Consider the following 18,044-nt stretch of genomic DNA (forward strand, 5'->3'; position numbering starts at 1 on the left):
CCGACAAGGAGAATGCGATGGAAGACCGTCTCGCGGTGCGGGAGCTCGTCGAGAACTGGGCCCTGTGGCGCGATTCCGGCGACTGGGACCGTTTCGCCACGGTCTGGCACCCGGTCGACGGCTGGATGACGGCGACCTGGTTCCAGGGCCCGGCGAAGGAGTTCATCGCCGCCAGCAAGGCCGGGTTCGACCGCGGCGTCAGCATCCTGCACTTCCTCGGCGGGCACACCGCCGAGATCCGCGGCGACCGGGCGATCGCGCAGACGAAGATGACGATCGACCAGCGGGCCACTGTGGACGGTTCCGAGGTCGACGTCGTCTGCACCGGCCGGTTCTACGACTTCTGCGCCCGCCACGAGGGGGAGTGGAAGATCGTGCGCCGCCAGCCGATCTACGAGAAGGACCGGCTCGACCCGGTCGACCCGGCCGTCCGGCCGGTGCTCGACCCCGAGCTGCTCGGCCGCTTCCCGGCCGGGTACCGCCACCTCGGCTACCTGCAGACCAAAGCCGGCTTCACGGTCAGGGACGGGCTGCCCGGCCTGACCGGCCCGGCGGTCGAGCGGCTGTACGACGAAGGTGCCCGGTGGCTGGCCGGTTCGGCCACCGCCGGCGACCCGCACTGAAGGGCTACGACGTGTTCCTGACCTGCAGCGCCAACACGCTGCGTTTCGCCGACCTGCCCACCCGCGTCGCTTCGGCGGCCGCGGCGGGGTTCACCGGGATCGGCCTGCGCCTGACCGACTACCTCGACGCCGGACAGTCCGATGCGGACATCCGCGACCTGCTCGACCGCCACGGCGTCCGCGTCCTCGAGCTCGAGCACACCTGGGACTGGGCCGCCGGGGAGGACCCGGTGGAAGAGGCGATGTGGCGGCTGGCCGACCGCGTGGGGTTCCGGCACCTCAACATCCCGATGTTCTTCCCGCATCCGGTGCGGGACCTGATCGAGCCCTTCGGCGCCTTCTGCGACCGCGCCGCCCGCCACGGTGTCCTGGTCGGGTTCGAGTTCCTGCCCTACAGCCACGTCCGGACCTTCGCGGAGGTGGCTGAGGTCGTGGCCGCCGCGGACCGCCCGAACGGCGGCATCACGCTCGACCTGTGGCACTGGTTCCGCTCCGGCGCCCGGCCCGCCGACCTCGCGGAGGTGCCGGCGGCGGTGATCACGACGGTCCAGCTGAACGACGTGCGGCCCGAGCCCGGCCCCGACCTCACCGACGAAGCCCGGCACCGCCGCCTGCTGCCCGGCCGAGGAGCAGGGGACACCGCGGGCGTCCTACGGGCGTTGCGCGAGCACGGCGTCACCGCGCCGGTCTCCGTCGAGGTCTTCTCCGACGACCTCGACGGGCTCCCGGCCGCCGAGGCGGCCCGGCTGGCGTTCGACGCCGGTGCCGCCGTCCTCGGCTCCGCGGGGCTCGCCGCGTCGGCCTGGCGCACGAACCTGGAGGCGGCCCGATGACCGGCTTCTCCGAAAAGACCTCGGCAGACGTCGTCACCGCGAGCTTCGCCGGCACCCCCGATCCGCGGCTGAAGCGGATCGTCACCAGCCTGGTCGAGCACCTGCACGCGTTCGTCAAGGACATCGAACCGACCGAAGTGGAATGGCAGCAGGCCGTCGATTTCCTCACGGCCACCGGACAGATGTGCGACGAGACCCGGCAGGAGTTCGTGCTGCTGTCCGATGTGCTCGGGGTGTCGATGCTGATCGACGCGATCAACCACCGCAAGCCCGCCGGCGCCACGGAAACCACCGTGCTCGGCCCCTTCCACCTGGTCGACTCCCCGCCGCGGGAGCTGGGCGCCGACATCTCGCTGGACCACAACGGCGAACCGTGCGTGTTCGCCGGCCGGGTGTCCTCTTCGGACGGTACGCCGCTGCCCGGCGCGCTGGTCGACGTGTGGCAGGCCAACGGAGCCGGGTTCTACGACGTCCAGCAGCCCGGCGTGCAGCCCGAACGCAACCTGCGCGGGCTGTTCACCACCGACGGGGCCGGCCGCTTCTGGCTGCGGACCGTCGTGCCGCGGTACTACCCGATCCCGGACGACGGCCCGGTCGGCAAGCTGCTCGCCGCCACCGGCAGGCATCCGAACCGCCCGGCGCACATCCACGTCATCGCCGGCGCGGAAGGGCACGTCCCGGTCACCACGCACGTCTTCGTCGAAGGCAGCCCGTACCTGGACTCCGACACGGTGTTCGGCGTGAAGGAGACGCTCGTCCGGCCGGTCACGACCGTCGACGACCCCGAGCGGGCGGCGCGGTTCGGCGTCGAGAACCCGTTCCGGCTCCTCGAGTTCGACGTCGTCCTCGCCGAGGTGACGCGATGACGCGCGACTTCGTCCACGAAAACCCTCCGGGGCGGGTGGTCTTCGGCGCCGGGGCCCGGCACCGGCTGCCGCGGGAGCTCGAGCGGGCCGGGCTGCGCCGCCCGCTCGTCGTGTGCGCTCCCGGAGAAGCGACCCTCGCGGCCGAACTGGCACCCCCGGGGGCCGAACTGCACCCCCACGCGGCGATGCACGTCCCCGCCGCGGTCGCCGCCGAAGCCGTGGCGGCCGCGGCCGGGGCCGACGGCTGCGTGGCCGTCGGCGGCGGGTCCGCGATCGGCCTGGCCAAAGCGGTCGCCAAGGAGACCGGGTTGCCGGTCGCCGCCGTGCCGACGACCTACTCGGGCTCGGAGATGACCCCGATCTGGGGCATCACCGGCGAGACCGGGAAAACCACCGGCCGCGACCCGAAAGTCCGGCCCGTCCTCGTCGTCTACGATCCCGAGCTGACCCTCTCGCTGCCGACGGCGTTCTCGGTGACCAGCGGGGTGAACGCCCTCGCCCACGTCGCGGAAGCGCTCTACGCACCGGACTGTTCGCCGGTCACCGCACTCGTCGCGAAGGAGTCGGCGCGGGTCACGGCCGCCGCTCTGCCGCGGGTGTCCGCGGATCCGCTCGACCTCGACGCGCGCACGGACCTGCTCTACGGCTCCTGGCTCGCCGGAACGGCACTGGGGTCGACCACGATGTCACTGCACCACAAGCTCTGCCACATCCTCGGCGGAACCTTCGACCTGCCCCACGCGCCGGTCCACACCGCGGTGCTCCCGCACGTCCTCGCGGTCAACCTGCCCGCCGCCCCCGCGGCCGGGGCCGCGCTGAAGTCCGCCTGGGACACCCCCGACCCCGCCGGTCACGTGTTCCGCCTGGCGCAGGGCCTCGGCGCCGAAATGTCGCTGAAGGCACTGGGCTTGCCGGAGAACGGGATCGACGCGGTCATCGAGCAGGCGCTGGCCGCGCCCTACGCCAACCCCGTGCCCGTCACCGAAGCCGTTCTGCGGCACCTGCTCCACACCGCCTTCACCGGCGGACGTCCAACGGAGGACTCATGAGCACCCTCGAACTGCACGCCCTGATCGACCGCCACCGGGTCGGCCGCCTGCAACGGCGGGTCCTGCTGTTGTGCCTCGGCGTGGTGACGCTGGACGGGATCGACGTCGCGATGGTCAGCTACCTCGGCCCGTCGCTCATTTCCGACTGGCACATCACCAAGGCGCAGCTGGGCCCGGTCGTCACCAGCGGGCTGCTCGGCCTCGCCCTCGGCTCCCTCGTCGCCGGCCCGCTCGCCGACCGCCTCGGCCGCCGCAAGGTCATCATCGCCTCGCTGGTGTTCTTCGGGCTGATGAGCGCCGCGACCGCGCTGACGACGGGCGTCACCGGCTTCTCCGTCCTGCGCGTGCTCACCGGGTTCGGCCTCGGCGCCGCGCTGCCCAACGCGACCACGCTCGTGTCGGAGTACGCCCCCGCGCGCCGCCGCAGCGCGATGATGTCGCTGGCCTACTGCGGGATGACCCTCGGCGGCGCCGTCGCCGGGTACCTCACCACCGCGCTCGTCCAGGTCGCGAGCTGGCACTGGGCGCTCGTCGCCGGCGGGGCGCTCCCGCTGGCCTACGCCGTGGTGATCGCCGCCGCGCTGCCCGAATCGCCGAAGTTCCTCGCCCGCCAGGAAGGCCGGCACGCCGAGTTGGCCGCGTTGATGAGCCGCCTCGTGCCCGAGACGTTCCCCGCCGGCACGCGCTTCGTGCTGGACGAACCGGCCGTCGCCGCCAAGGTGCGGGTCGCCGGGCTGCTGACCCGACGCTTCCGCGCCGGCACCCTCACGATCTGGGCCGGGTTCGTGGCCGCGTTCTTCATCGTCTACCTGATGAACAGCTGGCTGCCGATCCTGATGACCGACGTCGGGTTTTCGCTGACCGCCGCCGCGACCATCGGGCTGCTGCTGCAGGCCGGCGGCACGGTCGGCAACCTGGGCATCGGCTGGCTGATGGACCGCTTCGGCCTGCACCGGACGGTCGCGGCGGCCATGGGGTGCGCCGCGGTGCTGCTGGTGCTGGTCGCTCTCGCTCCGCCGGACGTCCTGGTCATCGGCATCCTGATCTTCGTGCTCGGCATGTTCACCAACACCGTCGGTACCGGTTTCCCGATCCTGTCAGCGGACTTCTACCCGACGTCGATCCGCGCCACGGGGACGAGCTGGGCGACGGGCATCGCTCGGTTCGGCGCGATCGCCGGCGCGGCCGCCGGCACCGTGCTCGTCGCCGTCGGGTTGAACTACCGGCAGGTCTTCCTCGCCCTCCTGCTGCCCGCTGCCTGCTGCGTCCTCGCGGTCGTCCTCAAGGCCCGCTCGGCGCGGAGCATCCAGCCCGAGCCCGTCGCGGCCTGACACGGAAGGAATCACCATGCGGTTGAAGGACAAGATCGCGCTCGTCACCGGCGCGGCCGGGGGAATGGGACGCGCGACCGCCGAGGCGTTCGCCCGCGAAGGCGCGACGGTCGTGGTCGCCGACATCCTCGACGAGGACGGCGAGAAGACGGCCGCCGAGATCCGCGCCGCGGGCGGCGAAGCGCACTACCGGCACCTGGACGTCACCGGCGAGGCCGCGTGGGCCGCGGTGATCGGCGAGGTCACCGCCCGGTTCGGCCGGCTCGACGTGCTGGTCAACAACGCCGGGATCAGCGGCTCGTTCGACCCCGACCCGGGCAGTACGGCGTTCTACGACCAGTTGATGCTCGTGAACGCCAAGAGCGTCTTCCTCGGGATCAAACACGCGGCGGCGGCCATGGCGGGCACCGGCGGCGGTTCGATCGTCAACCTGTCGTCGATCTCGGCTTCCGTCGGCCAGACGGGCATCCACCTCGGCTACAGCGCGTCCAAGGCCGCGGTCAAGGCGATGACCCGGACCGCGGCCGTGCAGTACGCGGAGCGGGGAATCCGGGTCAACGCCGTCGCGCCGGGCATGCTGCCGCCGATGCGCACCTCACGCGGCTCCGCCGATCCGGCCTGGCGCGCGCGGCAGATCGCGGCGGTGCCGATGCGGCGGGAAGGGCAGGTGCGGGAGGTCGCCGACACGATCCTCTTCCTCGCCGGCTCCGAGGCGTCCTACGTCACCGGCGTCGAAATCCTCGTCGACGGCGGCTACACCGCGGTCTGACTCACAGGAACTCCCGGAGGGCGCGTACCACCTCGTGGGGCGCCTCCTCCGGGACGTAGTGGCCACCTGGAACAGCGTGCCCGGTCACCGCCTCCGGATCGGCGTGGTGCTCCCGCCAGACGCCGACGACGTCGCTCGCGGCGAGACCGCCCTCGGCGCCCCACAAGACGAGTAGCGGCGCCGCCAGGCGGAGCCCGGCGGCGTGGTCGGCCTCGTCGAGTGCGAGGTCGACGTCGAAGCCGGTGCGGTAGTCCTCGAAGGAGGCCCGGAGGTGCCCGGGGTCGCTGAACGCGGAGACGTAGTGCCGGAAGGTCTTCTCGTCGACGGCGCCGGTTTTCCGGACCGCGGCGAAGAAGTGCGCGAGGTACGCCTCGACGTTGCCGGACACCAGCTCGACGGCCAGCTCGGGGTGCCGGTGGAAGAACCAGTGCCACATCGCGGCCGCCGACGTCCGGTCGAACGCGTTCATGACCACCCGCGTGGGCAGGATGTCCAGCAGCACCAGGGCGTCCACTTCGGACGGATGGTCGAGAGCCCACCGGTGCGCGACCCGGGCACCGCGGTCGTGCCCGACGACGACGGCCGACTCGTGACCGAGGTGGCGGATGAGCCCGCTGACGTCACCGGCGGTGGACCGCTTGTCGTAGCCTGATTCGGCAAGACCGGAGGCGCCGTAGCCGCGCAGGTCCGGGACGACGACCGTGTGGTCCTGGCCGAGCGGCTCGACGACGTGGCGCCAGCACTCGCCGGTCTGCGGCCACCCGTGCAGCAGGACGATCAGGCGCGGCCCGTCCCCGACGACGCGGTAAGCCAGTTCCACGTCGGCCAGCCGAACCGAGTCGAAGGTGTCCCAGGTCATCTCTCTCCTTCGCGACGACGATGCTCGAAGGTCCACCATGCCGGTTCATGCGCTGTCCCCCAAGGACGTCGGGTCACTCAGTGGCAGCCGGCCACCGCGCCGCCGGGCGTCAATTCGACATCGAGTGCTCCCAGGTTCTCTTCCAAGCAATGCGGTTTGGTGGTGCCGGGGATCGGCACGAACCACGGCTTTTGCGCCAGCACCCAGGCGAGAGCGATCTGGGCCGGGGTGGCTCCCTTGTCGTCGGCCGGCGATGTGTGGGAGTCGATGGTGCCGGTCAGGTCCCTTGCCCAGCGGGCTGTACGGCACCAGACCGATGCCCAGCTTCTCCAAGGCCGGAATGATTTCGGCTTCGTGGTCGCGCATCCAGAGCGAGTATTCGCTTTGCAGCGCTGTCACCGGCTGCACGGCGTGGGCGCGTCGCCGCGAAGGTGATGGGGGGGATCTCCGACCAGGTAAGGAGGTTGACGTCGCGCGCACCGGTCAGCCTCGGGCGACCTCGGCGGTGTGCGCGGGGGCGTAGCGCTCGCCTGTCACCTGGTCGCTCAGCGGGGCCAGCGCGGCCAGCGCGTCGGCGTCCAGGGTGAGCTGCAGCGCGGCCGCGTTCTGCTCCAGCCGGGCCGGGCTGCGGGTGCCCGGAATGGCCGCCACCACCACTCCGAGCCGCTCGGCCTGGGCGTACACCCAAGCCAGCGCCACCTGGGCCGGGGTGGCGCCCAGCCGGGCGGCGACCTCGCGCACGGTTTGAGCTATCTTCTCGTTGGCCTGCCCCGCTTCGCCGGCGAAGCGGGGGTTGGTGCGCCGGAAGTCTTTCTCGCCCAGCGCGGAGCGGTCCAGGGTGCCGGTCAGGAACCCCCGCCCCAGCGGCGAGTAGGGCACCAGCCCGACTCCCAGTTCCGCCATCACCGGGGTGACCGCCTCGACGTCGCGGGTCCACAGGGAGTATTCGCTCTGCACGGCGGTGATCGGGTGCACCGCGTGCGCCCGGCGCAGCAGCTCGCCGTCGACCTCGGACAGGCCCAGGTGGCGGACCTTGCCCGCCTCGACCAGTTCGGCCATCGCCCCGACGGTCTCCTCGATCTCCACGTCCTGAGGCGGGCGGTGGGCGTAGTACAGGTCGATCACCTCGACACCCAGCCGCAGCAGCGAGGCATCGCACGAGCGCAGCACGAAATCCCGCGCGCCGCGGATACGGCGTGCCCGGTCGCCGGCGCTGCGGTCGATGCCGAACTTGGTGGCCACCTGCACCTGGTCCCGGCGGCCGTGGATGGCCCGGCCCACCAGTACCTCGTTGTGCCCGGTGCCGTAGGCGTCGGCGGTGTCCAGGAACGTGATGCCCAGCTCCAGGGCGCGGTCGATGGTGGCCAGGCCGCCGTCCCAGTCGGTGGCGCCGTAGCTCTCGCTCATTCCCATGCAGCCCAGGCCCATCGCGCTGACGGTGAGACCGGGCGAGCCGAGCGTGGTTCGGGTGATCATGCGCGGATACTCCTCCTGCCCGGCGGGCCGGGCGGTACCTCGAGGACTGACGAACGCCGCCGACGCTAGGACCTGGAGCGCGCTCCACGTCAAGCTGAGGGACCTGCCGAGGCGCCCGGACCGCCGACGTCACCTTCCCTGCCAATCGGCGATGGTGGCGTGCGGCTACGGGTCGGTGGTCACCATCGGCGGTCGGGCGGCGGTGCTGCCGCGGCAGGCCCGGTCCGCACCGGGGGAGCAGCGGCGTTCGAAGCTGAGAGGCAGGTCAGCGCGGTTTCGCGGGTGCCGGGAACGTGGCCAGTCCTGCTTCGGCCAGGCGGGCGGCACGGCGGACCTCCCGGGCTACGGCGTCGATCGCGTCCGGCAAGGGGTGGCCGGGGCGTACGTGGGCCCGGAGGGCGCGGAACTGGACCCGCCACAGGCCGAGGAGTGTCGCCGCGGCGATCTGGGGTTCGGGGTCGTCGGGGTGCAGTCCGGTCCGGGTGGCGAGCGCTTCGGCGGCGATGTCGACGAACCGGTCGGCGATGTCGCTCTGGTATGCCCGCAGTGACGGGGTGTTCCGGATCAGGTCGCCGAACTTCCGGTACTGCGCCAGCGCGCGGTCGGCGTCGACGTCGGCGGCGAGACCTTCGGCGAGGCCGTCCCGTTCGTCGTCGAGGATCGTCAGCATCGCGCCGACCGGGGTCAGCGCCGGGTCCGGCAGGTGGGTGCGCAGCGCGTCGGCCGTGGCCTCGAGCCGGTCCAGCAGCAGCGCTTCCTTGCTCGGGAAGTAGTTGAAGACGGTCTTCTCGGACACTCCGCACGCTTCGCCGACATCGGCCACCCGGACGGCGTCGAAGCCGCGGTCGAGGAACATCCGCGCGGCGGTGTCCGACAGCTGCCGGCGCATCGCCCGCTTCTTGCGCTCCCGCAACCCTTCGACGGCCGGCCGGCCGGTCCCCGTTGTCGTCACGCAGCCATCCTACTTCAGTCACCTGAAAAGTTCTGCTACTATAATTTTATAGTCACTGAAGCTAAGGAGACTGCCGTGTCCGAGATCCACATCGTCCGCGACTACCCGCACTCGCCCGTGAAGGTCTGGCGGGCCATGACCGACCCGGACCTGATCCCGTACTGGACTTCGACCGGGCAAGGCGCCCGCGCCGAGGGTTTCGAGCCGGTGGTAGGCAACAAGTTCCAGTTCGTCGCCAAGCCGATGCCCGGCTGGCGGGGCATCGTCGACTGCGAGGTACTGGCGGTCCGCGAGCGGGAACTGCTGCACTACACCTGGGTGGGCGCGCCGGGGGAGACACCCAGCCACGTCCGCTACCGGCTCGAGCCCGCCGCCGAGGGAACCCGCTTCACCTACCATCACACCGGATTCACCGGGATCGGCGGGTTCGCGATGGCCAAGCTGCTCGGCGCCGTCCGGACCAAGATGCTCACCGTCGGCGTCCCCGCTCTGCTGGCCGAACTGGACGAGACCGGCGCGCTGCTTCCGGGCGCGCCCCTGCGGCTGGCTCCGCCCCGATGAACGTCCCCGCACAACTGCTCGCGCTGGCCGCGGCGCTGCTGCATCTGTGGATCTTCACGATGGAAAGCGTCCGCTTCGGCCGTCCCGAAGTGCACGCCATGTTCGAGGTGCGCGCGGCGGACCTCGCCGCGGTCCGCCCTTGGGCGTTCCACCAGGGCTGCTACAACGCACTCTTGGCCCTGCAGGTGCTGACCGGCCTGACCGCGGCCCACTCGGGCGCGATCTCGGCCGGGCGGGCCCTCGTCCTGGCCGCCAGCGCGTCCATGCTCGCGGCGAGCGTGGCGCTGATCGCCTTCGACCCCCGCCGGGCGCGGATCAAGGGCCTGATCGGCCAGGGCGCGCCCGCACTGGCCACCCTCATCGCCCTGCTGGCCTGAGCCGATTCGACAGCGGTCACATTCCGCGGCCGTCATCGCCTCGGGGGCTTGGACTCCGAGCGGCGCCGATCCACGTTCCTCCTTTTCTGGTCAGAGTTCCGGTGCCTGCTCGGCACCGAGGACCTCCCGCAAGATCGTGCTGATCTGCCCGGGGCTCTCCAACGGCCAGAAGTGCCCGCCGTCGACGTAGCGGACCTCGACGCGGGCGGCATGGGGGATGCGTTCGGCGGCGTCGGTGAAGAACTCGCGGGGCTGGGTCCGGGAGTCCCGGCCCTGGATGACGGTCACCGGGGAGCACCAGCGGGGGATCAGCTCACTACGCCGCTCGATCCACTCCTTGCGGAATGTGGAGGCCATGCTGTAGCGCGGGACCGCCCGGGTGATGCCGGGATAGGAGAACTCCTGGATGACGCGGCGCATGTCCTCGTCGGCCACCGGCAATTCGCCGATCATGGTGTAGGCCCAGAGGACGAACCGTTTCGGGTCTTCCAGCAACCCGGTCCACGGGGCCTCGGCGAGCAGTTCGTCGTGCGGGGCGAGGTCGGGGTGGAAGTGGTACAGGTGTCCTTCGCCGCGCACGTAGTGGCGGACCCGCGCGGGGTGGGCGGCCGTGATGTGGTCGCCCTGCACGGTTCCCCGGTCGTGCGTGACCAGGACGAACCGGTCCACCGCGATCGTGTCGAGCAACGTGACGAGCTGCGCGGCGGCACCGGCTTGGCTGTAGTCGCCCCGATCCTTCCCGGATTGCCCGTAGCCTTTGAGGTCCACCGCGATGCAGCGGTAGGAGTCCGACAGCGCGGCCATCTGGTGGTGCCACATGAACCACGAGTCGGGCATGCCGTGCAGGAACACCACAGGCTCCCCGGTGCCGGCCTCGACGTAGTGCCACCGCACTGTTTCGTGGTCGCCGGGGGCGTCCGCGAAGCGGTGGGTGAACACGGTGCCGTCGAGTACCTCGGTATCCCCGTCGCGGTCGGCCGGACGGGGCCGCACGTCGGCGTAGCGCTCAAGGCGCTCGGCCAGGAGGGCGTCCGGCGGCGCGAAGCCCTTGATCGCCTGCCGGGCCCGAACGGGTAGTTCGGTGTAACGCCAGGGGGATTGCTCGGTTTCGTCGACACTCACGCCGGGTCTCCTCATCACGACTCACAGGTCCTACTAGTCCACCTTCACGCCGAGAAAGTCATCATGTCCAACGATGTCTACTGATAAACGCCAGCACGATCAGTGATAATGATGCGTGGAACTACGTCATCTCGAGTACTTCGTCGCGGTCGCCGACACCGGCGGCTTCACCCAGGCGGCCAGAACGCTGCACGTCGTGCAGTCAGGGGTGTCGGCGACGATCAAGGCGCTGGAACGTGAGCTGGGATCGGCCCTGTTCACCCGGAGCCCGCAGGCAGTCACCCTGACGGCGGCCGGACTCGCCCTGCTGCCCCGGGCACGGGAAACCCTCGACGCTGCCCGCGCGGCCAAGGACGCCGTTCACCGGACACAAGGCACGTTGCACGGCACGGTCATGGTCGGCACCCAGATTTCGGTGGACTTCGTCGGCATGCCCGGACTGCTGGCCGAGCTGCGCGACCGCCATCCCGGTGTCTCCGTCCGGCTCCGGACCGCGATGGAGGGATCGGCGGGCCTGGCCCAGCACCTGCGTGAAGGCCGGCTCGACGTCGCCTTCCTCTCCCTGCCCGGTCCGCCGCCGGCCGACCTCGACACGCGGCTGCTGGCCACGGCTCCCATGGTCGTCTACGTCCCCAGCTCGCATCCGCTGGCCGGGGAGGGCCGGGCGTCACTGGCGCGGCTGGCCGAGTTCCCGTTCATCGACTCCCCACCCGGCTTCACCAACCGCGCCATCGCCGATCAGGCGTTCGCCGCGGCGGGCGTGCAGCGGGAGGTGACTCTCGAGGTGCCGGACGTGGGAACCGTCGCCGACTTCATCCGGGCGGGGCTGGGCATCGGGTTCCTCGGCGAGAGGCTGGTGCCCGACCTGGCCGGCCTCGACACCGTGCAGGTCGCGGACCAGGAACTGCGGTGGCGGCTCGTCGTCGCCACGGCTTCGGCGCGGCGGCCGGGCGCGGCCACCACGGCGTTGCTCGACCTGCTCGGCGAACGACACCCCAGCCCGAGCTGAGGCGCCGGCCTGAACAGGGCGGAGTCCGGTGTCCGTACCTTCGGACGGCAGATTGGCAACACTGGTGTTGGCGTAGGGTTGCGCCATGGCCTGGGACGTCGAAGGTACGAAGCGCAGGATCCAAGAAGCTGCGCTCGTCGAGTTTTCGCAGTTCGGAGCGGCCGGGACGACGATCGACAGGATCGCCAAGCGCGCCGGGGTGAACCGTGAACGGGTCTACAAGTACTACGGCGACAAGACGGCGCTGTTTTCGAAGGTGATCCGGTACGAACTGGACAAGCTCGCCGAAGATGTGCCTCTTCGCCAGGTGACGGGCCCGGACGATCTGGCGGACTTTGCCGGACTCTCGTTCGACTACCTGCGGGAGCACCCGGATGTGGCCCGGCTCATCCTGTGGGAGGGCCTCGCCGATTCGGGCGCCGTCCAGGACGAAGCCGAACGAACCGGGCTGTACGTGGGCAAGGCTCGTGCGGTGGCCGAGGCCCAAGGGGCGGGGCTGGTCGACTCGTCGATGGCCCCCGCTCATCTTGTCTTCCTGCTCATCGCGCTGGCCGTCCAGTGGTGGGCGACGCCGCAGATGGCTCGCATGCTGGCGACCGGGCAGGACGACGACTCGCCGGCTCGGCGCCGGGAGGCCGTCGTGCAGGCGGCACGGCGGATCGCGGCCGTCGGCGGTTGATGTGTGGTCGCGCGACCACCGCGGCCCGGTCGACCTACTCTCCGTCCCCGGGAGGTTCCTCCGTGGCCGGCGCGAGTTCGAAGCCCGAGGCGTCGGCGGCGACCAGCCCGGCGGCTGACCTCGTCAACGACCTGAACCACCGGTGGGCGTGGTCGTTGGTGTGACGCGGGTGCCACCAGAACGCCAGCGTGAGTGCGTCGAACGCCATCGGAAGCGGCAACGAGCGCAGGCCCAGGGTCAGTTCCGCGCGCAGTGCGAGGGATTTGTGGACGACCGCGACCCGATCGGTGCCCCGGACGAAGGACGGCACGGCGGAAAACGTCCCGACCGTGACCTCGACGCGGGGGTCGAGCCCGGCCAATACCAGCTGGCGCATGATCGTGGAGGTGACGAGCGCCGCGGTCGCCGTGGACCGGTCGGCGTAGAGCACCCACGGTAGCGCTGCGAGCGTCTCGCGATCGAGGGCCGCTCCCACCCGGTCGTTGCGAGCGTCGACCAGCGCCCGCCATTCGGTGGTCAGCAGATCCACGTGCGGTGCCTCCGGCATGGCTCCGTGCGGCAGCAGGATGCCGTCGAGGGTGCGCAAGGTTTCCAGGGGTTCGTCGAGGTCGGCGATCCGCAGCAGGTCGAACCGGACGGATGACGCCGGCGCGGCCTCGCTGAGGAGCCGGCTGACCGACGGGCCGACGGCCTCGAGCCAGAAATCACTCGTCAGGATGACGAACTGGCGACGGGTGCGTACCGGGTCGAACCCCGCGCGGCCGAGGAAGACCCGCTCGCTGCTGGTGACCGCGTCGGTGACGAGGGGTTGCAGGGCCGCGGCCAGCGGGGTGAGCACGTATCTGCTTCCCTGGCGTGCCAGCAGCTCGTCACCGAAGTGCCGGCGGAGCCTGGCCAGCGCGGACGACACCGTCGGCTGACTCAGCCCGAGCTGCTGAGCCGCGCCGGAGACGCTGCGCTGGGCGAGCAGCGCGTCCAGGTGCACGAGCAGGTTCAGGTTGAGGTTCTTCAGCTCCTTCACGGGTGGCCTGCGGTCGTGGGTTCGTTCACAGCGCCATGACTACACACCCGGCCCGGCGACAGCAAGCGGGACCCGGGGATAGAGCAGGTCGATACCACCCATCGGCAGATCGAGCTTCCGCGGTCCGCTCCGTGCGGCGCATGGTGTTCCAGTTCCCGATCGCGACCGTCCACAACCGACCGGTTTCCCTCGATGAAGCGAGAAACAGATGTCGTCTCTTCCTGCCGATCACGGTATTGCCAGACCCGTCCCAGCTCCGTCGGTGAGCGGGCCGACCCGTCGCCGTGCCGTTCGGGCCTCTCTGGTGGGCACGGTCGTCGAGTACTACGAGTTCACCGTCTACGGTTTTCTGGCCGTGGTTTTCGGGCCGCTGTTCTTCCCCGTCTCGTCGCCGGTGGCCGCGACGCTGTCGGCCCTCACGGTGTACGGAGCCGGGTACCTCGCCCGGCCGTTGGGCGGCGTGGTGTTCGGCGCGCTGGGCGATCGTCTCGGGCGTCGTCCGGTCCTGATGGCCACACTTCTGATGATGGGGGTGTCGTCCGCACTCATCGGGATGCTGCCCACCTACGCGTCCATCGGCCCGGCGGCGCCGGTCCTGTTGCTGGTTCTGCGGCTGCTCCAGGGGTTTTCCGCGGGCGGTGAATGGGCGGGAGCGCTGACGTACGTCTCCGAGATGGCACCGCCGCGCAAGCGCGCGCTGTACGGATCGATCCCGGCGATGGGTGTCGGCATCGGGTTCATTTCCGCCGCGCTGGTGGTGGCGCTCGTCGCGAGTACCGGTGTCGGCATGAGCACGTGGGGCTGGCGGATCCCCTTCCTGGTCTGCGTTCCGCTCACCGCGGTCTGCGTGGCGCTGCGCTTCCGCCTCGAAGATTCCCCGGAGTTCGAAGCCATCGCCCGCACCGCGGGCGGGGTCAGCCGGACGCCGGTCCGGGAAACGCTGCGCCGGCACCCGTTGGACGTGCTGCGCGTGGCGGCGCTGACGATCGGAGTCCTCGGACCGTCGATCCTCGGCAAGCTCTACCTCTCCGTCCACTTGGTGCAGGTGAAGAAGTTTCCCCCGGTGGAAGTCTATTTCCTGCTCGGCTTGGCCTTCGTGGCGACGGTCTGGATCTTCCCCGTGATGGGGGTGAAGTCGGATGCCCGGGGCCGCCGCCCGGTCGCCTGGATCGGCTTGAGCGCCGCCGCGGTGCTGCCGGTGCCCCTGTTCCTCTACGTCGATGCGGCGAGCAGCGCGCCGGCCGTGGTGCCGGCTCTGCTGATCTACCTGGTCGTCGAGCCGTTCGTCTCGGCGGCCGTTTTCACCGGCTTCCCGGAGCTCTTCCCGACCCGCACCCGATTCACGGGCGTGTCCATCGGTCTCAACCTCGGCACCATCGTCGCCGGGGGCTTCGGTCCCGCCATCGCCGCCTCGCTCGACGCTTCGACGGGATGGGCGGGAGCGCCGGGCCTGTGGGGCTCCGCCTGTGCACTCGTCGGCCTGAGCGCGCTGGCCGTGACACGCGAGAAGAACTCGTTCGGGAACAGGGAGGTTCTCCACGATGGAAAACGGTGAAGGGCGGCCCCGGCCGCTCGGGCAGCTGACCCCGAACGTGTACGTGGAAACCGGCACCCGCGGATGCGATCCCGGCTTCGTCGTGACGTCGGACGGGGTGGTCGTCATCGACACCCCCCAGCTGCCGACGCACGCACTCGCCATGCGGCAGCAGGCGGAAAGCCACGGCCCCATTCGTTACGTCGTCAACACCGAGCACCACGTCGACCACATCTTCGGCAACTACTTCTTCGCCGGCGCCGGTCTGGTGGTTCACCACCAAGGGGTGTTCGACAACTTCATGACCGTCTACGACCTGGATCCGTTCGCCTTCGCGGTCAAAGCCGCCGAGGACGACGATCCCGAGGGCGCGAAGCTGATCCCCGAACGCGGTGAGTACTACGACGACCCCAACAAGGGCGACATCGTCTTCACCGGCGATGTGACGCTCAGGCTGGGGGAGCACACCTTCGAGCTGATCCACACCCCCGGGCACACGCCGGGCCAGATCGCCGTGCACGTTCCCCAGGAGCGCACCGTTTTCACCGGTGACACCATCTTCTCCGGGTGCCAGACCTGGCTGATGACGTCCGACGTCGACCAGTGGCTGCGTTCGCTCGACCGGATCGCCCGGCTCGACGTCGACCACGTCGTGCCCGGCCACGGTGCGATCACCACCCTCGAAGCCGTCCGGGAGCAGCGGGCCGTGCTGCTGGGCTGGCAGAGCGCCGTCGCTGACGCCGTGGCCAAGGGCTGGTCCCGCGAAGAAACGATCCAGCGCGTCAACTTCGCCGAAGCGTGCCGGACCGACGTCGGCCTGGACCACCTGATTGACTACATCCAGGCGGAGAACGCGGGGGCGCTGTACGACAGCCTCATCGGCTCGGAGCGCGGGGCATGCTGACGGCCGGCTCCTTCCCGCTGGTGGTGGACATCCACGCGCACGCCCACGCGCCGGTCGACGAACTGGTGGCCGGCCGGGAACACCACCTTCAGGAGCAGCGCGCCCAGCTCTCGGTCTTCGGGCCGGAATCCGTTGCGATCAACCAAACCTTGTTCCGGAAAGAGTGGTACTCGGCTCTCACCGAGCTGGACACCCGCCTGCACGCGATGGACCGAGCGGGCGTGGACGTGCAGGCCGTCAGCGTCGCGCCCACGCAGTACCACTCGTGGGCGGACGAAGTGCTCGCGGACGAACTGACGTACCTGGTGAACGAGCACCTGGCCGACCTGGCGGCGAAGTCGCCCGACCGGCTGACCGCCATGGCGCACGTCGCTTTCCAGCACCCCGGCCGGGCAGCCGTTCAGCTGCGTGACGCGGTGGAGCGGTACGGGGTGAAATCCGTGCAGATCCCGACCCGCTCCGGCGAACGGGAGCTCTCCGACCCCACGCTGGACGTTTTCTGGGCGACCGCGGAGGAGCTCGGCGTGCTCGTCTTCGTGCACCCGTGGGGATGCAGTGTGGAGCAACGGCTGTCGTCGTACTACCTGGGCAACATCATCGGCCAGCCGCTGGAAACCACGATCGCCTTGTGCCGGCTCGTCTTCGCCGGCGTGCTCGACCGGTTTCCCCGGCTGCGGATCTGCGGCGCGCACGGCGGCGGCTTCCTGCCGGTCTACCTCGGCCGGGCTGATCACGCCTACGAGGTGCGCCCGGAGAGCCGCTCGATGGCCAAGCGGCCCAGTGAGTACTTGCCCCAGCTGTATTTCGACAGTCTCGTCTACCGGGCGTCGGAGCTGGCGGCGCTGACGCGGGCGGTGGGAAGCGACCGGGTGCTGCTCGGGACCGACTACCCGTTCGACATGGGGGTGAGCGACCCGCTCGCCCGGCTCGAGCAGACCGGTCTGCCGAGAGCCGAGTTGCGGCGCATCGCCGGGCTCAATGCGGCTCAATTGCTCGGTCTCGAAATCACCACCACCGAATTGGAGCGACGAACATGAAGTGGGCCACTTACCGCTCACCGACGGATGGCGAGGAGCACGCAGCCCTGTTCGACGGCGGAGCACTCCACGGTCTCCGCGGCGATCGGCAGCTGATCGACCTCATCGGGTCTCCCGCGGTCCTGGCGGAGGCCGCCCGTGAAGCCGGAGACGACCCTTTCGAGATCGTCCCCGCCGGTGACGTGCAGCTGTTGGCACCGATACCACGCCCGCCGTCGGTCCGGGATTTCATGGCGTTCGAGAACCACTACGTCACTTCGATGAATGCGATGGGGCTTTCCACGAACCCCGTTTACTACCAGCAGCCGGTTTTCTACTTCCAGAATCCGGCCGCGCTCCGCGGGCCGCGCGAGACGGTGCCGATCGCCCCCGGGAGCCGGCAGTTCGACTACGAGCTCGAGGTGGCGGCGATCGTCGGTGCCCCGGCCACCAACGTCAGCCCGGCCGAAGCCCCCGCCCACATCGCCGGCTACACGATTTTGTGCGACTGGAGCGCCCGGGACCTCCAAGCGGCGGAGATGACCATGGCGATCGGCCCCGGCAAAGCCAAGGACGCGGCCACCAGTCTCGGGCCCTTCCTGGTCACCCCCGAGGAGATCGAGGGGAAGCGCAGCGGCGAGGGGTTCGACCTGAAGATGACCGCGTCGGTGAACGGCGTCGTCTACAGCGAAGGGAATTGGGCCGACCAGTTCTGGTCCTTCACCGACCTGCTTTCCTACGCCTCCCGGGGGACGACCCTGCAGACCGGGGACGTCATCGGCTCCGGCACCGTCGGTACCGGTTGCATCCTGGAACTCGCCAATGTCCACAGTGGAGCGGAGTATCCCTGGCTCGACGTCGGCGACGAGGTCACCTTGAGCGTCGAGCACCTCGGTGAGATCCGCGCTGCGATCACGCGAGGGGCTCCGCTGCATCCCCTTGCGCGACGGCGCAACCCGTCCGCCCAGCAGTGACCACGGTCCCACGGCCAAATCCAACACTCGCGTTGCAGATCGTCGGCGGCAGGCGTAGGTTCGGAAACAGAAGCCAACACTATTGTTGG

The 18,044-nt window shown here is 70.3% G+C and carries 20 protein-coding genes; 14 read left to right on the plus strand and 6 right to left on the minus strand.

Annotation, left to right across the window (positions count from 1 at the left end; all coding sequences use genetic code 11):
* The first annotated feature begins 17 nt into the window (after positions 1–17).
* The 6 genes from ABFJ78_RS46460 to ABFJ78_RS46485 are packed head-to-tail and all read left to right on the plus strand — an operon-like array spanning position 18 to position 5,471.
* The gene (locus ABFJ78_RS46460) at positions 18–623 is read left to right on the plus strand and encodes a nuclear transport factor 2 family protein (RefSeq protein ID WP_436393856.1); all 606 of its coding nucleotides are present in this window, start codon (positions 18–20) and stop codon (positions 621–623) included.
* Positions 584–1,456, plus strand: coding sequence for a sugar phosphate isomerase/epimerase family protein (locus ABFJ78_RS46465; RefSeq protein ID WP_436393857.1), 873 nt, complete (start codon positions 584–586; stop codon positions 1,454–1,456). Before ABFJ78_RS46460 ends, ABFJ78_RS46465 begins: the two co-directional genes overlap by 40 nt.
* Positions 1,453–2,322: an intradiol ring-cleavage dioxygenase gene (locus tag ABFJ78_RS46470; protein ID WP_436393858.1), complete on the plus strand. Its 870-nt coding sequence runs from the start codon at positions 1,453–1,455 to the stop codon at positions 2,320–2,322. The genes ABFJ78_RS46465 and ABFJ78_RS46470 overlap by 4 nt, the downstream gene beginning before the upstream one ends.
* The gene (locus ABFJ78_RS46475) at positions 2,319–3,371 is read left to right on the plus strand and encodes a maleylacetate reductase (RefSeq protein WP_436393859.1); all 1,053 of its coding nucleotides are present in this window, start codon (positions 2,319–2,321) and stop codon (positions 3,369–3,371) included. The genes ABFJ78_RS46470 and ABFJ78_RS46475 overlap by 4 nt, the downstream gene beginning before the upstream one ends.
* Positions 3,368–4,702 (plus strand): MFS transporter, encoded by a 1,335-nt coding sequence (locus ABFJ78_RS46480; RefSeq protein WP_436393860.1) that lies wholly within the window; start codon positions 3,368–3,370, stop codon positions 4,700–4,702. The genes ABFJ78_RS46475 and ABFJ78_RS46480 overlap by 4 nt, the downstream gene beginning before the upstream one ends.
* A gap of 16 nt (positions 4,703–4,718) precedes the next feature.
* Positions 4,719–5,471, plus strand: a complete 753-nt coding sequence (locus tag ABFJ78_RS46485; protein WP_436393861.1) for an SDR family NAD(P)-dependent oxidoreductase — start codon at positions 4,719–4,721, stop codon at positions 5,469–5,471.
* A gap of 1 nt (position 5,472) precedes the next feature.
* On the opposite strand, the gene ABFJ78_RS46490 is transcribed toward ABFJ78_RS46485, so the two are convergent.
* The 4 genes from ABFJ78_RS46490 to ABFJ78_RS46505 form a co-directional block, all read right to left on the minus strand.
* Positions 5,473–6,330, minus strand: coding sequence for an alpha/beta fold hydrolase (locus ABFJ78_RS46490; RefSeq protein WP_436393862.1), 858 nt, complete (start codon positions 6,328–6,330; stop codon positions 5,473–5,475).
* Between the two features lie 77 nt (positions 6,331–6,407).
* Positions 6,408–6,533 carry a hypothetical protein gene (locus ABFJ78_RS46495; protein ID WP_436393863.1) on the minus strand — a complete coding sequence of 42 codons (126 nt, stop codon included), beginning with the start codon at positions 6,531–6,533 and terminating at the stop codon, positions 6,408–6,410.
* Positions 6,534–6,813: 280 nt separating this feature from the next.
* The gene (locus ABFJ78_RS46500; protein ID WP_436393864.1) at positions 6,814–7,806 is read right to left on the minus strand and encodes an aldo/keto reductase; all 993 of its coding nucleotides are present in this window, start codon (positions 7,804–7,806) and stop codon (positions 6,814–6,816) included.
* Between the two features lie 265 nt (positions 7,807–8,071).
* The gene (locus ABFJ78_RS46505) at positions 8,072–8,758 is read right to left on the minus strand and encodes a TetR family transcriptional regulator (RefSeq protein WP_436393865.1); all 687 of its coding nucleotides are present in this window, start codon (positions 8,756–8,758) and stop codon (positions 8,072–8,074) included.
* A gap of 75 nt (positions 8,759–8,833) precedes the next feature.
* Between ABFJ78_RS46505 and ABFJ78_RS46510 the strand changes: the two genes are divergently transcribed.
* Positions 8,834–9,319 carry an SRPBCC family protein gene (locus ABFJ78_RS46510; protein ID WP_436393866.1) on the plus strand — a complete coding sequence of 162 codons (486 nt, stop codon included), beginning with the start codon at positions 8,834–8,836 and terminating at the stop codon, positions 9,317–9,319.
* Positions 9,316–9,696, plus strand: a complete 381-nt coding sequence (locus ABFJ78_RS46515; RefSeq protein WP_436393867.1) for a DUF1304 family protein — start codon at positions 9,316–9,318, stop codon at positions 9,694–9,696. Before ABFJ78_RS46510 ends, ABFJ78_RS46515 begins: the two co-directional genes overlap by 4 nt.
* Positions 9,697–9,786: 90 nt before the next feature.
* Here ABFJ78_RS46515 and ABFJ78_RS46520 read toward each other — a convergent pair whose 3' ends face one another.
* A complete protein-coding gene (locus ABFJ78_RS46520; RefSeq protein WP_436393868.1) occupies positions 9,787–10,818 on the minus strand; it encodes an alpha/beta fold hydrolase in 1,032 nt (343 codons plus the stop codon).
* A gap of 115 nt (positions 10,819–10,933) precedes the next feature.
* Here ABFJ78_RS46520 and ABFJ78_RS46525 point away from each other — a divergent pair, with 115 nt between their 5' ends.
* Together ABFJ78_RS46525 and ABFJ78_RS46530 are read left to right on the plus strand one after the other, a co-directional pair.
* Complete coding sequence (locus tag ABFJ78_RS46525; RefSeq protein ID WP_436393870.1) at positions 10,934–11,827, plus strand: LysR family transcriptional regulator; 894 nt, start codon at positions 10,934–10,936, stop codon at positions 11,825–11,827.
* An 85-nt stretch (positions 11,828–11,912) separates the two neighbouring features.
* Positions 11,913–12,506: a TetR family transcriptional regulator gene (locus tag ABFJ78_RS46530; RefSeq protein ID WP_436393871.1), complete on the plus strand. Its 594-nt coding sequence runs from the start codon at positions 11,913–11,915 to the stop codon at positions 12,504–12,506.
* A gap of 34 nt (positions 12,507–12,540) precedes the next feature.
* Here ABFJ78_RS46530 and ABFJ78_RS46535 read toward each other — a convergent pair whose 3' ends face one another.
* Complete coding sequence (locus tag ABFJ78_RS46535) at positions 12,541–13,527, minus strand: LysR family transcriptional regulator (RefSeq protein WP_436393872.1); 987 nt, start codon at positions 13,525–13,527, stop codon at positions 12,541–12,543.
* A 304-nt stretch (positions 13,528–13,831) separates the two neighbouring features.
* Here ABFJ78_RS46535 and ABFJ78_RS46540 point away from each other — a divergent pair, with 304 nt between their 5' ends.
* Genes ABFJ78_RS46540 through ABFJ78_RS46555 form a run of 4 tightly spaced genes read left to right on the plus strand, consistent with a single transcriptional unit; the run spans position 13,832 to position 17,955 of the window.
* Positions 13,832–15,082 (plus strand): MFS transporter, encoded by a 1,251-nt coding sequence (locus ABFJ78_RS46540; protein WP_436393874.1) that lies wholly within the window; start codon positions 13,832–13,834, stop codon positions 15,080–15,082.
* On the plus strand, positions 15,069–15,965 hold the full coding sequence (locus tag ABFJ78_RS46545) for an MBL fold metallo-hydrolase (RefSeq protein ID WP_436393875.1): 897 nt from the start codon (positions 15,069–15,071) through the stop codon (positions 15,963–15,965). Before ABFJ78_RS46540 ends, ABFJ78_RS46545 begins: the two co-directional genes overlap by 14 nt.
* Positions 15,959–17,002 carry an amidohydrolase family protein gene (locus ABFJ78_RS46550; RefSeq protein WP_436393876.1) on the plus strand — a complete coding sequence of 348 codons (1,044 nt, stop codon included), beginning with the start codon at positions 15,959–15,961 and terminating at the stop codon, positions 17,000–17,002. The genes ABFJ78_RS46545 and ABFJ78_RS46550 overlap by 7 nt, the downstream gene beginning before the upstream one ends.
* Positions 16,999–17,955 (plus strand): fumarylacetoacetate hydrolase family protein, encoded by a 957-nt coding sequence (locus tag ABFJ78_RS46555; RefSeq protein WP_436393877.1) that lies wholly within the window; start codon positions 16,999–17,001, stop codon positions 17,953–17,955. Before ABFJ78_RS46550 ends, ABFJ78_RS46555 begins: the two co-directional genes overlap by 4 nt.
* Positions 17,956–18,044 lie beyond the last annotated feature (89 nt).

The organism is Amycolatopsis sp. MEPSY49, from assembly GCF_051337345.1.
Classification (GTDB): Bacteria; Actinomycetota; Actinomycetes; order Mycobacteriales; family Pseudonocardiaceae; genus Amycolatopsis.

What these genes read in the sequence shown, in the direction of transcription:
- ABFJ78_RS46500 (WP_436393864.1), bottom strand. Translation starts at nt 7,806, where the DNA reads ATGATCACCCGAACCACGCTCGGCTCGCCCGGTCTCACCGTCAGCGCG.
- ABFJ78_RS46555 (WP_436393877.1), top strand. Translation starts at nt 16,999, where the DNA reads ATGAAGTGGGCCACTTACCGCTCACCGACGGATGGCGAGGAGCACGCA.
- ABFJ78_RS46460 (WP_436393856.1), top strand. Translation starts at nt 18, where the DNA reads ATGGAAGACCGTCTCGCGGTGCGGGAGCTCGTCGAGAACTGGGCCCTG.
- ABFJ78_RS46470 (WP_436393858.1), top strand. Translation starts at nt 1,453, where the DNA reads ATGACCGGCTTCTCCGAAAAGACCTCGGCAGACGTCGTCACCGCGAGC.
- ABFJ78_RS46485 (WP_436393861.1), top strand. Translation starts at nt 4,719, where the DNA reads ATGCGGTTGAAGGACAAGATCGCGCTCGTCACCGGCGCGGCCGGGGGA.
- ABFJ78_RS46550 (WP_436393876.1), top strand. Translation starts at nt 15,959, where the DNA reads ATGCTGACGGCCGGCTCCTTCCCGCTGGTGGTGGACATCCACGCGCAC.
- ABFJ78_RS46480 (WP_436393860.1), top strand. Translation starts at nt 3,368, where the DNA reads ATGAGCACCCTCGAACTGCACGCCCTGATCGACCGCCACCGGGTCGGC.
- ABFJ78_RS46545 (WP_436393875.1), top strand. Translation starts at nt 15,069, where the DNA reads ATGGAAAACGGTGAAGGGCGGCCCCGGCCGCTCGGGCAGCTGACCCCG.
- ABFJ78_RS46475 (WP_436393859.1), top strand. Translation starts at nt 2,319, where the DNA reads ATGACGCGCGACTTCGTCCACGAAAACCCTCCGGGGCGGGTGGTCTTC.
- ABFJ78_RS46530 (WP_436393871.1), top strand. Translation starts at nt 11,913, where the DNA reads ATGGCCTGGGACGTCGAAGGTACGAAGCGCAGGATCCAAGAAGCTGCG.
- ABFJ78_RS46490 (WP_436393862.1), bottom strand. Translation starts at nt 6,330, where the DNA reads ATGACCTGGGACACCTTCGACTCGGTTCGGCTGGCCGACGTGGAACTG.
- ABFJ78_RS46515 (WP_436393867.1), top strand. Translation starts at nt 9,316, where the DNA reads ATGAACGTCCCCGCACAACTGCTCGCGCTGGCCGCGGCGCTGCTGCAT.